Annotated in this window: 12 protein-coding genes; 8 read left to right on the top strand and 4 right to left on the bottom strand. The window is 55.9% G+C overall.

Annotation, left to right across the window (positions count from 1 at the left end):
• Positions 1-41: 41 nt before the first annotated feature.
• The 6 genes from rfaE2 (at position 42) to C7411_RS33560 (ending at position 6,449) form a co-directional block, all read left to right on the top strand.
• The gene (gene rfaE2, locus C7411_RS33540; protein ID WP_110388404.1) at positions 42-521 is read left to right on the top strand and encodes a D-glycero-beta-D-manno-heptose 1-phosphate adenylyltransferase; all 480 of its coding nucleotides are present in this window, start codon (positions 42-44) and stop codon (positions 519-521) included.
• Positions 522-627: 106 nt separating this feature from the next.
• Entirely contained in the window at positions 628-849 is a 222-nt protein-coding gene (locus C7411_RS37220; RefSeq protein WP_133253743.1) for a hypothetical protein, read from the top strand.
• A 196-nt stretch (positions 850-1,045) separates the two neighbouring features.
• Positions 1,046-2,191 (top strand): AGE family epimerase/isomerase, encoded by a 1,146-nt coding sequence (locus C7411_RS33545; RefSeq protein ID WP_373682742.1) that lies wholly within the window; start codon positions 1,046-1,048, stop codon positions 2,189-2,191.
• Positions 2,192-2,252: 61 nt separating this feature from the next.
• A complete protein-coding gene (gene rfaE1, locus C7411_RS33550; RefSeq protein ID WP_110388405.1) occupies positions 2,253-3,182 on the top strand; it encodes a D-glycero-beta-D-manno-heptose-7-phosphate kinase in 930 nt (309 codons plus the stop codon).
• 127 nt (positions 3,183-3,309) lie between these two features.
• Positions 3,310-5,256 (top strand): glycosyltransferase family 9 protein, encoded by a 1,947-nt coding sequence (locus C7411_RS33555; protein WP_165822946.1) that lies wholly within the window; start codon positions 3,310-3,312, stop codon positions 5,254-5,256.
• 8 nt (positions 5,257-5,264) lie between these two features.
• Positions 5,265-6,449 carry a hypothetical protein gene (locus C7411_RS33560; RefSeq protein WP_133253744.1) on the top strand — a complete coding sequence of 395 codons (1,185 nt, stop codon included), beginning with the start codon at positions 5,265-5,267 and terminating at the stop codon, positions 6,447-6,449.
• Positions 6,450-6,508: 59 nt separating this feature from the next.
• Here the strand turns inward: C7411_RS33560 and C7411_RS33565 are convergent, their stop codons facing one another.
• Genes C7411_RS33565 through C7411_RS33580 form a run of 4 tightly spaced genes read right to left on the bottom strand, consistent with a single transcriptional unit; the run spans position 6,509 to position 10,587 of the window.
• On the bottom strand, positions 6,509-7,942 hold the full coding sequence (locus C7411_RS33565) for a hypothetical protein (protein ID WP_110388408.1): 1,434 nt from the start codon (positions 7,940-7,942) through the stop codon (positions 6,509-6,511).
• Positions 7,943-8,001: 59 nt separating this feature from the next.
• A complete protein-coding gene (locus tag C7411_RS33570; protein WP_110388409.1) occupies positions 8,002-8,658 on the bottom strand; it encodes an ABC transporter ATP-binding protein in 657 nt (218 codons plus the stop codon).
• Positions 8,655-9,452, bottom strand: a complete 798-nt coding sequence (locus C7411_RS33575) for an ABC transporter permease (RefSeq protein WP_110388410.1) — start codon at positions 9,450-9,452, stop codon at positions 8,655-8,657. Before C7411_RS33575 ends, C7411_RS33570 begins: the two co-directional genes overlap by 4 nt.
• Positions 9,453-9,456: 4 nt before the next feature.
• A complete protein-coding gene (locus C7411_RS33580) occupies positions 9,457-10,587 on the bottom strand; it encodes a KpsE/RkpR family capsule polysaccharide export protein (RefSeq protein WP_110388411.1) in 1,131 nt (376 codons plus the stop codon).
• Between the two features lie 663 nt (positions 10,588-11,250).
• On the opposite strand from C7411_RS33580, the gene C7411_RS33585 reads away from it, so the two are divergent.
• Together C7411_RS33585 and C7411_RS33590 are read left to right on the top strand one after the other, a co-directional pair.
• Positions 11,251-12,462, top strand: a complete 1,212-nt coding sequence (locus C7411_RS33585) for a capsule biosynthesis protein (protein ID WP_110388412.1) — start codon at positions 11,251-11,253, stop codon at positions 12,460-12,462.
• A complete protein-coding gene (locus C7411_RS33590) occupies positions 12,455-13,246 on the top strand; it encodes an SDR family NAD(P)-dependent oxidoreductase (protein WP_110388413.1) in 792 nt (263 codons plus the stop codon). The genes C7411_RS33585 and C7411_RS33590 overlap by 8 nt, the downstream gene beginning before the upstream one ends.
• Positions 13,247-13,252 lie beyond the last annotated feature (6 nt).

The following is a 13,252-nucleotide window of genomic DNA, read 5'->3' on the forward strand; positions in this document are numbered from 1 at the left end:
TTCTCGTCGCCCGCGGACGCCGTGCTCGATTCTCACAAACCATGCCAGTTTCCTTCGAACGTAAGCTGATCGATCGCTCTTCGCTTGTCGCGCTACGCGCCTCGCTGCCAGAGCTCGTCGTATTCACGAACGGCGTTTTCGACATTCTCCACCGCGGTCATGTGACCTACCTTGCGGAGGCCAAAGCGTTGGGCCAATGCCTGATCGTTGGCGTGAACAGCGACGCATCAGTGCGTATGCTGGGTAAGGGAGATGATCGTCCAATCAATACGACAGATGATCGTATGGCGCTACTTGCCGCACTGGAGTGTGTCGATTATGTAGTCAAGTTTGAGGAGCAAACGCCCATTAACCTGATCGAGGCTATTCACCCGGACGTTCTCGTGAAAGGTGGCGATTACGTTATGGATGCATTGCCCGAATCAGCGCTGGTGCGAGGTTGGGGCGGCACTGCACTCGCTATTCCGTTTGCTTTCGACCGTTCGACGACTGCGCTGCTCAAGAAGGTGCGTGCAAGCTGAGGCGATAAGCGGGACTGATTTAAATAAGACTGCACGGGCTTGTAGCGAAAATATCGAGTGAACTGCGATATCTTCCGGGCGGCTTTAGAGCAAGTAAGGTAAATACATGAGAACACTGATCGGGGCAATTGTTATCGCCTATGCTGCATATTTGACATTTGCAGTACTCAATGTCAACAAGGTGGCGGTAGAGATTCAGGATTGCCAGAGCAAATTGACGGCTCAATTGCACTCCGCTCCGATTAATGCATCTTCGACAATTGAAGTACTCAATACTTGCCAGTTGCTCGCAAAACAGGTGCATGTGTCAATTCCTCAGATCAAGTAAATAGCGGCAACACAGTCGCTGAACGGAAGTTGTGCATAAAAGCGCGATCGTGCCGCTCTACGTCTGGTCGCGGCATAGGTGCCGTTTTCGATGCCGGAGCCGAAAACCCGGGTGACGAAGAAAACCGCGCTTTTTTCTGATGGCCTCATGAACTTAATTTTTTTAACATCGCAGCTTGGCGCAAACAATAATTGATATGCAAAGCACGCAATTCTCGGGAATGGCTGAGGGGAAGTCTGGGGCAACGTCTGAGGAGCAAGAAATTCTGTCGGCGCTGAAAGTGCATTACGCAGAAAAAGTCCTGCCGATGTGGCGCGCGGCGGGTTTCAATGTCGAATTGGGCCTTGCATACGAAGCCGTTTCCTCGCAGACGACTGAACCACTGGCGCCTACTAGATATCGCGCAATGGCGTGCGCAAGACAATTGTTTGTATTCGCACTCGCGGGGAAACTGGATCACGCTAAGCTGCTTTTCAATTCCTTAAAAATTCGTTTTCAGGACAAGGAACACGGCGGTTGGTTTTTTAGCGTTGATGCACGGGGCCACACCGGCGAGCGTAAGAAAGATCTCTATACGCATGCGTTTATCGTGTTTGCAGCTGCCGAGTATGCGCGTCTTTCCGGCAACAAGGAGGCGCTTCAGATCGTCGATGAGACCTCCGATCTGATCCTTGAGCGCTTTTCAGTTGCGGGTGGCGCCCCAGGGTTGCTTAACGCCGTTATGTCCGCCGATTTCTCGGAGGCAATCGAAGGGGCAGCGCAAAATCCGCTGATGCACCTGACAGAAGCGTGGCTCGCTGCACGCGCGGCCTCTGGCGATACTCGTTATGACGAACGGTTAGACGTGCTGATTCGCGCTGTTGCCGGGCACTTCACCCATGAAGCTACGGGCTGCATTCTCGAATTACCCGAGGGCACGGAAGGTAACCGGATCGAACCGGGTCACCAGTTCGAATGGTATTTCCTCGCTTATGGCAGCGCACATACGGCTTTCGACGCCGCGGGTATGCGTGCGTCGCTCGCGCGCGCATTCGATTTCGCTTGCCGCCATGGCGTCGATCCCGTCACCGCCGGCGTCTGCGCAGCAGTCGATGAGTCTGGTCAAGTGCTCGATCCGACGCAACGAATCTGGGCGCAAACGGAATTTCTGCGTGCGCTCGCGACACATGTGTCGTCCGATGTGAAAGCGCACTTGCCGCAGGTGGCTTCGCGCTTCAAGACGCGCTTCCTCCACGATCGCGGCTGGTTTGAATGCCTCACGGCCGACGGCGTCGTTTCGCGCAGTGATATGCCGTCGACCACGCCTTATCACTTGGCGACAGCACTTCTCGCGATGCCTTGAGTAAATAGTGACCTAGAGGAACGCGAAGCGCCCCCCAACAACTATCGATTTGCACCAAAGCATGAATCTTGATTTCTCGAAGTCCTCTGTCCTGGTTGCTGGCGACGTCATGTTGGATCGCTACTGGTTCGGCGATACGACGCGAATTTCTCCGGAGGCGCCTGTGCCGGTTGTCCACGTTTCGCGTGTGAGTGCCACCGCGGGAGGCGCAGCCAATGTTGCGGTCAATATTTCGAATCTCGGTGCGAAAAGCGGACTAATTTCTGTCGTTGGCGCTGATGAGGCAGGGCGAGAACTGAAGGCGATTCTGGACGAAGCCCGGGTCAATTGCCATTTCCTGGAAGCCAACGACTTTCCGACAGTCGTGAAACTGCGGCTGCTCGCGCGCGGCCAGCAGGTAGTGCGCGCCGACTTCGAAGAGCGTCCTGAACGTGAACTCCTGCTTCCTCTGGTCGATATCTTTTCGAAGGAACTTGCCGATCATTCAGTCGTTGTTTTCTCCGACTACGGCAAGGGTGGTCTTTGTCATCTGCAGAGCATGATGGAGGCGGCGTTGGCCAAGCACAAAATCGTGCTCGTCGATCCGAAGGGTTCGGATTATTCTGCCTACCGCGGTGCGACGCTGCTTACGCCCAATCGTGATGAGTTTGCGCTGGTCGCAGGCCGCTGGAGCTCGGATAGTGAGTTCGAAAGGAAAGCCTTCAAATTGTGCGATGAGCTTGAATTGAGGGCGTTGCTCATCACACGCTCGGAAGAAGGGATGAGTCTCTTCTCAAACGGCAGGCATCTGCATATCAAGGCCGAAGCTCGCGAGGTTTACGACGTATCGGGTGCGGGCGACACAGTCATTGCGACGCTCGCCGCTGCGCTCTCCGACGGGTACTCGCTTGAAGACGCTGCCTTCGTCGCGAATCGGGCGGCCGGGGTCGTAGTTGGCAAGGTGGGTACCGCGCCGATTGCACTCGATGAATTGAAGCGCGCGCTCGTATAAACATTGGTACAAGGCCTCGCAACGCGAGGATGCCGTCAAATATGGATGTCGTTTGAACCTGAGTTGTGACGCTTCGGACCAGCGAAGCGTTGAGCTCGGGATGAATCGGCTCTCTGGCGTGAATGGGATGAACAAAATACACGAAGCACTGGCAATCAGTCCGCAGACAGCGGTTGCAGCGAATACTGCGCTGGCTCAGGGCGTTGAAACAGATTTCGGCCTCGGGACCATCGCGTACGAGAACATCCATGCGCCCGTCTTTCATGCATGGTTGAAGATGGGGCGTGAAAATCGCCGGCATGCGTTGCGAGATCGCTACGTTTTCTACTCGTACACAAGTTGCGTGGGTGCACACGTAACCGAATTGATGCGCCACGACTTCACCGAGGGTGACGCGTTTGTCGCCGACGTGCTGGAAAATATCTCGTACCTCGTCGACGCGCGTATTTCCTTCACGGAGGAATGGTTCAAGGGGCTGGAGCAACTCGTTGGTGACTTCACGACGATGAACTTCCTGCCCGAAGCGCGCACGCTGGTTGCCGTGGGTATGAACACTGGTGTCAAGAAGTTTCCGCGTCTCGCGCAGTCACTCTCTGTGCACGCGGCCTATCTTGATGCGCTCGCTGGGCGCGTCGACGATGCATGCGCCGTCGCGCTGCGTCTTATTCAGCGCCCGTACCTTTTGCCCAGTCGGCGCGAACTGCCCGCGTTCTGCCATCGTCTTGTATATATTCTAGCTGCGGGTAACCGCCTGCGTGAATATCGTCTCGTCTTGTGGACGGGACTGGCGTTGCGCCAGACCAGCGGGCAATTGCGCGATTCGTTTGCGGCGCAGATTGCTAAGACGTACCGGGGCGTATTCCGTGCGCTCGCGCTTAACGGTGACGTGCCGCTCAAATACCGCATGTTGATCCTGCCGTCGTATACGGCCAGCCTGATTGCGAGTGTTCCCCCGCTGCGCTCAATCGGCTTGCATAAACCGTTCCGTCTGCTGGGTTCGGCTGTGTCGCTGCTCTCCGAAAGATTCCTGATCAAGAAGAGCGAATTGTTTCGTCCCGCTGGCGCGGCGGCGCGGACACGCGAAGAAGCGCGCGCTTTGAAGCAGGCGGATGCAAAGCAGCGCAGGATTCTGGTGACGCGTGCAATGGGAGGCATTGGCGATCTTTTCATGATGACGCCGGGTCTACTTGCACTGAAGCAAAAGTATCCGCAGGCATCGATCGACTTTGCAATTCCCAAGTCGTTTCACGCAGTATTCGAAGGTCTCCCAGGCATTCGTTTGATCAATATCGACGAAGACGCGATCGAAATCCGAAAGTACAAGCGCTGGGTGAATTTGACAGATTGCCCGGCCGGTAAGCTGGAGTCAAAGCAGTATCCGAACGTGCGTCAGAATCGCATCGAGATCTTCGCGCGTTCGATGGGTATTTCGAAGGCCCGTTTGAGCCGCGCGCACGGTTTCCTGCCGTTCTATCGCGTGCGCGAAAGCGAACGGGAATGGGCTCAGCGCTATCTGCAAAAGATCAATCCCGACGGCCGCCCGGTCATCGGCGTACAACCCTTTGCTGCGGACAGTTATCGCAACTGGCCGCACATGGAAAAGCTGGTCGAGGAGCTTTCACACAGCTACTGCGTGCTCGTGTTCCATCATGAGCCGCTGAATGGCTTCCGCTTTGACAATGTGACGACGGTTGTTGAACCGCTGCGCAACAGCATCGCGCTTGCGAGCCTCTGCGAACGCCTCGTCGTGCTGGATTCGTCATTCCTTCATATTGCGGCCGCGCTGAAGGTGCCTACGATCGCAATCTTCGGTGCAATTAGCGGTCGTCTGCGGACGAAGGATTATCCGAACATTCAGTTGCTCGCACCGAGCAAGGCCGAGTTTCCGTGCTATCCGTGCTGGCGTCATGAGCACAAACCGTGTCATCTGACCAACGGGCGGGAGAGTATTTGCCTGCGCGCGATTTCCGTAGACAGCGTGGTGTCAGGCTTGAAGAAGGATTTGACGCAGTGGCGCGAGTTGCCTTCTACCGGCAACAAGGTCGTCACGTGGATGCGCTTCGGCGGCGAGTGATTACATAAATGAAGAAGACCATGCGCAAGATCCTCTATCACCATATTCCGAAGACGGGCGGTCAGTCACTGGCATTGCGTCTGGCTTCCGCGTTCGCGCTCGGTCGCTCGAGCTATATGTCCGGCGACTTGAGCTTCCCCGAAGGGCGCGAGAAGCTGCGCGAGTTGCTCGAACATAAGGACTTCATCGAAGCACATATCAATGGCCCGGTCCTCGATGGTTTTGACGAACTCGATGTGCTGGCCACGGTTCGCGATCCTATTGCACAGATCGTCTCAAACTATCTGCATATCCTGCGCGAACCTTCGAACACGTTGCACCGGGTTGCACATCTCCTGTCACCCGAGCGATTCTTTGACCAGTACGGCGATTTTTTTTGCAACCATCAAACACGCTATTTCGTGTCGGCGTTTCGCACTCTGGAAGTCGAGGCAAGCCAGGTCGTCGAGATGACGACGCTGATGCTTGACTGCCTGAAGCACGTCAGATGGCTCGTACCGACGGAATCGATCGACGAATTCTGTTTTCTCTGGCAAGTCGAAAGTCAGCGTGTGATGTCGCATCAGGATCTGCGCACGAATGTCGCCGGGACGGAGCGCGGCGAAAAAGAGCAATTGACTCGCATCGTTTCGAAACGGCCAGAACTGTATTCCATCGATCTGTTGCTCTGGCAAGTGGCTCGAGATCAGTTTCTTGCGTACAAGAAGCGCGTGTCGAAGCAGGTTTTTGCGGGTGCTTCGTCTGACCACTGGGGACGTGTCTGGTCCGAGGATGCGAGCGCAATCCTGCTAGGTGAGGGCTGGCATCAACCGTATTTCACGGATAACGGCGTGGAATATTGGGCGGGCCCTCAGAATACTTCCGAAGTGCAGATCAAACGATCGGCTGAGCAACGATGGCTTGTTTTCACCGTTCACGTGTTTCATCGGGTTTTGGACGATGAAGTCAGCTTCCTGAAGGCAGACGGAACGCCGCTTCCGACACAATTCCGTCGAATTAACAATCAGCAGGTGATGTATGCAATTGACCTCGATGGGTTGAGCGAATCAGACGTGGCGCTTCTTCGCGTGCCGGAAGTGTGGTCGCCCGCGATGGTCGATCACGGTCTGACCGACGTAGCGCGCCGCAGCGTCGCGACGTCGAACTGGCAACTCACATCGAACTTGCCCGAAGGGTTGGGAATTACTGCGTAACCGTAAAAGCGCGCCGCTTTAACCTTCGCAGTTCGAAGGTTAAGACGGCGGCGTCATGCTTAAGCGACCCGGTTGATGAAGACGTTGTTGACCGAACCGGATGCACCTTTCTCGGTGCGCAGTCGGACTTCGATATCGCCTTTTGCACGGTGCAGATGGAAGGGTACCTTCAGCCAACGCTCGGTACGCAACAATTGCGCAGGATATTCTCTCACGACGACGACGCGACCGCAGTCGCATGCGAGATCCAGATACAGGGTCGTGTCCGTCATGAAGTCGTCAGCGAGTTTCACATGCGCAACATAGGTCCCGGCCTCCAGGCGCACATAAGGCCCCGACATGATGTGGCCGTGGCGTTTCGGGTCGAAATGCGGTCTCGTGGTCTCGCCAGGGAAATCCATACGCTGGAGAAGTTCCTCACCCTGTTGGCCCTCAGCTTCGCTGCCGCTGCGAGCAACGTTGAAATGTGCACGAAGCGACGGAATGCCAAGGTTGGAAACGGGCTTTTCCTTGATCAGCGCATGCGTGAGTACCGTATTGACACCTGTCGCCGCGCCGGCAATCGGCAGTGCAATAGGCAGTCGCAGGAAATCCGGCTTGATCTGTTCTACCTCGTCGTTGAAGTGAAAGTAACGGGTCACATATGTGGGAGCGTCCGGGCCGAACACGACGGACTGGAATGCGACTTCGCCCGTCGTGATTCTTTCACGCAAATGCCAGTTCGGTTCAATCGCGAGTTGGCGCTCGTGTAGCGTTTCGTTCTCGTTCGTCGTTCCGTCGCCAAGCCAGGACAGCGAGCTCCCTAGAGCCTTGCGTTCGGCGGCAATGAATTCGTTCAGATCAAAAGATCCGCGGTCAAGCAGGAAATTACGGATGATGCTGCGTAGCGCGCCATAGCGCTTGAGTTCCTCCGCCATCCAATGGTCGAAATGATCGACATATTGGATGTTGACGTTCTGAATGCTCTGGATATTCCTTGCATTCTCGATGTCGAGCGGATCTGCGCGAGAGACATAGACATCGACCGATTTTGCGGGCCATTCGGCAAGGATCGTTCGCACGTCCTTGATTGTTGCCGGCACATCCGATAATTTCTCGAAAAAGCGGGTGAAGCGGCCGTCAGCCAGAATATTGCAGGTCCGCGTACATACACTAGTTTGCGGCGAAATGGCGACAATCTTGTCAGCCTTTACCCGTGCACCCAGCAAGATCGCGCCGAACGCCCCCATGCTATCGCCGATAAAGAGCATGCGTTTGTAACGCGAGCGTAGCGGCGCGAGATATGCGATGACCTCTTCGTGCGTAGCGCCAACACCGTCGATACCCTTTGTGTACCAGGCGTTATCGAGATCCTTCAGCAGGACCGCGGCAAAGTCGCTGCCGTGGGTCAGCGACGCAAAATCAAATGTGTCAGCTTTCGAATTGTCTGCGTTGTATGACGTAAGCGCGACAATTAGACATTCCGAGTCGATCAGATTCTCTTGTTTCCACATGATTTATGTCTGGGAATGGAGCGGAGATCCGCGCGCGATCGAGGATCGCAAGCTTTTGCTTACGATTGACGCGGCGTTTCGTAGTAGTTATAGGCTGAATCGACGTCGGGGAAAAACTTGAGTTCACCGGCATCGAGCACATAGGCTTTGGAGCAATGCTCCTTGATCATGTGCGGGTCATGCGAGACCATAATCATGGCGCGATTGGCGCGTCGGAGAAAAAGCTCAGTATGGCATTTGCGCTGGAATTCCGAATCGCCCACTGCGATCACTTCGTCAATCAGGAAACAATCGAATTCAACGGCCATCGACATGGCGAACGCCAGTTTGGCACGCATACCGTTCGAGTAGCGCTTGACCGGCTCGCGCAGATATTTGCCCAACTCCGTGAACTCTTCGACGAATGGCAGCGCTTTTTGATACGAAGTATTGTAGATGCGGCAGATGAAGCGCAGATTGTCCAAGCCGGTGAGACTGCCCTGAAAGCCGCCGGAGAAGGCGAGCGGCCAGGACACACTCATACCACGCTTGATATGTCCGGAGGTGGGCAACTCGGTACCGCTGATGAGGCGGATCAGCGTGGACTTCCCCGCGCCGTTCTTGCCGAGAATGCCCACATGCTCACCGTGCTCAATCGCGCAGTTGATTGCGTTGAGGACCGTGCGTTTGCCATCGCGAACTTCGTACTTCTTGCAAACGTTCACAAGCTCGATCATTGGGTTTCCACTCGTTTCGATGCGCCACGCACGACCAGCAGGCCAAGCCACGTGATTGCGAGGCACACCGCACAGGTATAGGGCACGTTGTAGTAAGGGGTGATGTCCTTGCCAAAATAACCGTAACGGAACAGTTCAGCGCAGTTGGACGCCGGGAACAACATCACGATGTCGCGCAGGCTTGGCGGCAGATAGCTGGTCATGACGAATGCGCCCGAGACTGGCAACTGGAAATAGGAGATCGGATGCCAGAGACGCTCGACAACTTCGCTGTATTCGGTGAGCCCGCCAATCAGCATGCCCATGGCTGCGGTGTACCATCCGAGCAGCAACCAGCCAAAGATCATATTGAGTACATCTGCCGGCGGCGGAATCAGGCCCATTAGCGTAAGGCCCACAAGCAACGCCACGATCGACAGTGTAACGCCCGCAATTTCCAGAATGATCCGCGAAATAAACAGGTCGATGACCCGAACGTTACGGTGAAAGAGCAGGGAGGCGTTTGGCGTGATGGCCAGTGCGCAACGGCCAATACCATTGCGCCATACCAGTACAGTGGAATAGCTGGTCACCGCAAAGGCGATGATGTTGATATGTTGCGACGATGTAGATTTATGGACGATACTCCAGAGTCCGATCACGCCGATCGTAAATAGCATCGGTTCGGCAAACAGCCATGCGAACCCAATATTATGCCGACCATAGCGCGTGATGATTTCACGCATGATCAATGCATGGACCACGCGCGCTTGAATGCGCAGCGACTGCATGAATGACGTAGGCGATGTGCTCATACCTTCAGTCTTGGTGCTCGCGAACGCTGGCAATCAGAAGGCTCAGGACACCCCACAGAATCAAGCCGACGCAGAAGGTGGCCGCGATCCCGCGAAGTCGCTTCGGTTCTATGGCGATATCCGGGGCGTTCGGTTGCACTAGGACTTCAAGGTAAAGTTGCTTTCTTTCCGCCTCCGCTCGTGCGTTGTCGAGCGAAGCCATGGCCGAGGCTAGTTGCTTGTCGGCGAGTTGGGCATCCAGTTCGAGCCGCGTGTATTCGCTGGCCTTTTGCGAAAGCGAGTTTTTGCCACCAGCCACACTGCCGGTCGCAACATCGATCTGCTTTTCGATCGTGGTGATGTAGGTCTTAATCGAGGGAATCTGCGGATTCTGCGGCGATACGGCTTGAAGCTGGCCCAATTGCGATTGCGCTGCAAATAGCTGCGTTTGCAGGCCGTTCACTTGCTGGAGTTGCAGTGCCGATTGCTTTTCCGGATCGAAAACCGTGTGGCTGTTTCGATAGAGCGCGAGTTCTGACGCGGCATCCTTGGCTTTACCGAGGGCGGTGTTCACCTGACGCTGCGCGAACGTAATGGCGTCCGAAGCCGCGCGCGCGTTGAGCCGGTTAATCAGCCGTTCGCTGATTTCAACGAGTGTATTGTTGATGCGTTTTGCATCTTCGGCCGAATAAGCCCGCGTCGTCAAGGTCGTGATTGACGAGATTGGATCGAGCTTCGCTTCGACAACATGATTTGAATAGTACTTCCACAGCGATTCAAAGCTATTGTCGAAAGAGGTATGGAAGCGACTGATAAAATCGCCCTGTCGCGAGTAGGCATTCAGAACATAGTTATTTTGATCAAGCTCGCGCAAGGCGTCACGCGATTGGATATAATCTAAAACCGGATACGTGTCGTCTTCCGAGTGAGAAATTCCCGATCCTTCGAGCAACGCACCTACGACGCTCATCTTTGGCTGCTGCTGCGCACTGCGAACGACAAAGCGAGACTCGGAAACGTAGACGTCCGATGCAACAAATCCGTAATAAATCGCAGCTAGCGCGGTCGGCGCAACAACGGTCAGTGCGAAGAGTCGATTGACACCTTTGATTCGATCTAGAAGGTTTTTTTGCGGCTTGGCGGTTGTATTTGTCATGCTGCTTGTTACGTTGTTCGAGGTGTATTCCAGGCCATTCGCAGCCTGCCGCCATGATTGGCAGGCGGAGGACTTCAGGTCGCGTGTGGGATCTATCGGTCAATGACCGTTTCGGAAGCTGGCGGCCAAACCGCTGGATCTCGTTCAGGGCTGGCTCAAGTTTGCTGGATCTTCTGTTGGTCTCGACGTCTTGCGTGGGTTTTCGCCATGCGTGCGGGCGATTATAGCTCGATCCTATTGTTTTCGAAGAAAAGTGTAGCGTCTCGATGCATTAAATCGCACGCCCTATATGACAAAGACACGTGATGCGATAAGCTTTCGAACCGTGCCAGCTTTCGATTGTCGGTCGGGGAATTAATATCGGCGTCGAACGGGGATCGGGGCAGTTCGTGTCAAATTACACGGTCCGGGGGTGTGGGAGCAGGGTATCCAGACGGTCTTCGCGGGCGAATACATTGCGGCAGGGAATCAGGTTGAACCGTCAAAGGCGCGGGAAACGCGCCACGAACGGAAGTGCGTTCCTGCTTGTTCTGCATGTTCGCGTGACTGAGCTCGGGTAGTCATGCTGCTGAATCGGAAGGTTGACAATAGACCGGGGAAGCGAGTTCGCCGATAAGTCACAAAAGCTGGCTACGCTCTGGCTCGCGATCAAAAAATATACGTATGCGCCGTTCATTCCTTGCCTTGCAAGGCACTGCATCACCTTTTTTCAGCAAGCTTGCGATCGCATTGCGCGCTCGGGGGAATCTTGTTCGCCGTATCAATTTCTGCGGCGGCGATCTCGCATACAGCGCTGACGGAGGCGCGCAGGATTACCGCGATGAAATCGGGCATTTAGAGACCTGGTATCACAGCGTGATCGAGCGCGACGCCTGTACGGATGTCATACTATTCGGCGACTGCCGGGAGATTCATCGCCCGGTCCACGATGTTGCGCAGAAGCTTGGTGTGCACGTTCACGTATTTGAGGAAGGCTACGTACGGCCGCACTGGGTCACTCTAGAACGCTACGGCGTAAATGGTCGTTCGTTGTTGCCGCGCGATCCTCGCGCGTATTTCGACGCCCGCCCCGGCCTTTCGGCAGTGCCGCCAAGCAGTCCCACCGGCTACAACCTTTACGAGCGCGCATATCACGACATCAAATATCGGCTCGCCAACACACTCCATGCGAAACGATATCCGCACTATCGTAGCCATCGGCCGCGAAATGGCTTTCAGGAATATTCTGGGCTAGTCTGGCGTCTGTTGCAACAGCGCCAGATATACGACCGCGAGGCCGCGCGTGTGACGCGGGCGTTGCTTGAGCAACGGTCGCCTTACTATTTGCTGCCTTTGCAATTAAATTCAGATTCGCAGATCGTGGTGCATTCGCCGTTCGGCGGCGTGCGCGAAGCGATCTCGGTTGTGATGCATTCATTCGCGCGTCATGCGCCGTCGGATTCCCTGCTGGTCGTCAAGAATCACCCTCTGGATACGGGACTGATCGGTTATCGAAAGTTTGTCGACAAACTCGGAACCGAATTAGGTGTTTCGGAACGGCTGCGGTTTATCGACGCTGGGCATTTGCCGACCCTGTTGGACAATGCGCGGGGAGTCATCGTTGTCAACAGTACCGTCGGTTTGTCGGCGCTTCATCACTCAAAGCCGGTCATTGCCTTGGGAACGGCGATCTATTCGATGCAAGGCCTGACATGGCAAGGCAGTCTTGAGGACTTTTGGATCCGGGGCGAGAAGCCCGATATGGATCTCTATAAGGCGTTTCTCGACTACGTGATCCACCATACGCAGATCAACGGCGACTTCTATACCCGTACCGGCATTGATATGGCGGTCGCCGGCGCGGTTCGTCGTCTGGAGGCGGTGGGACATGCCTAGCGTCAGCAGCTCCCCGCGCCACCTGGTCATCACCGGTGCCAGCGCCGGCATCGGCCGCGCGCTCGCGCTCGCTTACGCGCGTCCAGGCGTAACGCTCGGCCTCGTCGGCCGCAACGCAGGGCGTCTTGAGGCCTGCGCAGAAGCCTGCCGCGAGAAAGGCGCCACAGTTATTACAAAAGCACTCGACGTCCGCGACGCCACCGCAATCGAAAACTGGCTCAACGATTTCGACGAAAAGCATCCCATCGACCTTCTGATCGCCAATGCAGGCGTCGCGAGCACGCTCGAACACGCGAACGACTGGGAAGGGCGCGAGCGTACCGCAAACATTGTCGACACAAACTTCACCGGCGCGCTTAACGCTGCGCTGCCCGTAATCGAACGCAAGCGCGCGCGCCGTCGCGGTCACATCGCGCTAATCAGCTCGATCGCAGCGCTACGCGGCATGGCAATCTCTCCAGCTTACTGCGCAAGCAAGGCCGCGCTAAAAGCCTGGGGCGATTCTGTGCGCCCGGTCCTCGCACGCGACAACGTCCGGGTATCAATCGTGTTGCCGGGCTTTGTCAAAACCGCCATGAGCGACGTTTTCCCCGGCGACAAACCTTTCATGTGGACCGCGGAGAAAGCCGCAATCCACATCCAGCGCAAACTCGCCGCCGGCCGCGCGGAAATCGCCTTCCCCGGCATGCTCGCCTTCGGCATGCGTTTGCTCACGCTGCTGCCGGCCGCGCTTGCCGACGGCATTCTCGGTCGCATGTCCTATCTGCCACGCGAGGAGCGTTAGCGTGGC

It is taken from the genome of Paraburkholderia silvatlantica (assembly GCF_003096715.1).
GTDB classification, from domain to species: domain Bacteria; phylum Pseudomonadota; class Gammaproteobacteria; order Burkholderiales; family Burkholderiaceae; genus Paraburkholderia; species Paraburkholderia silvatlantica.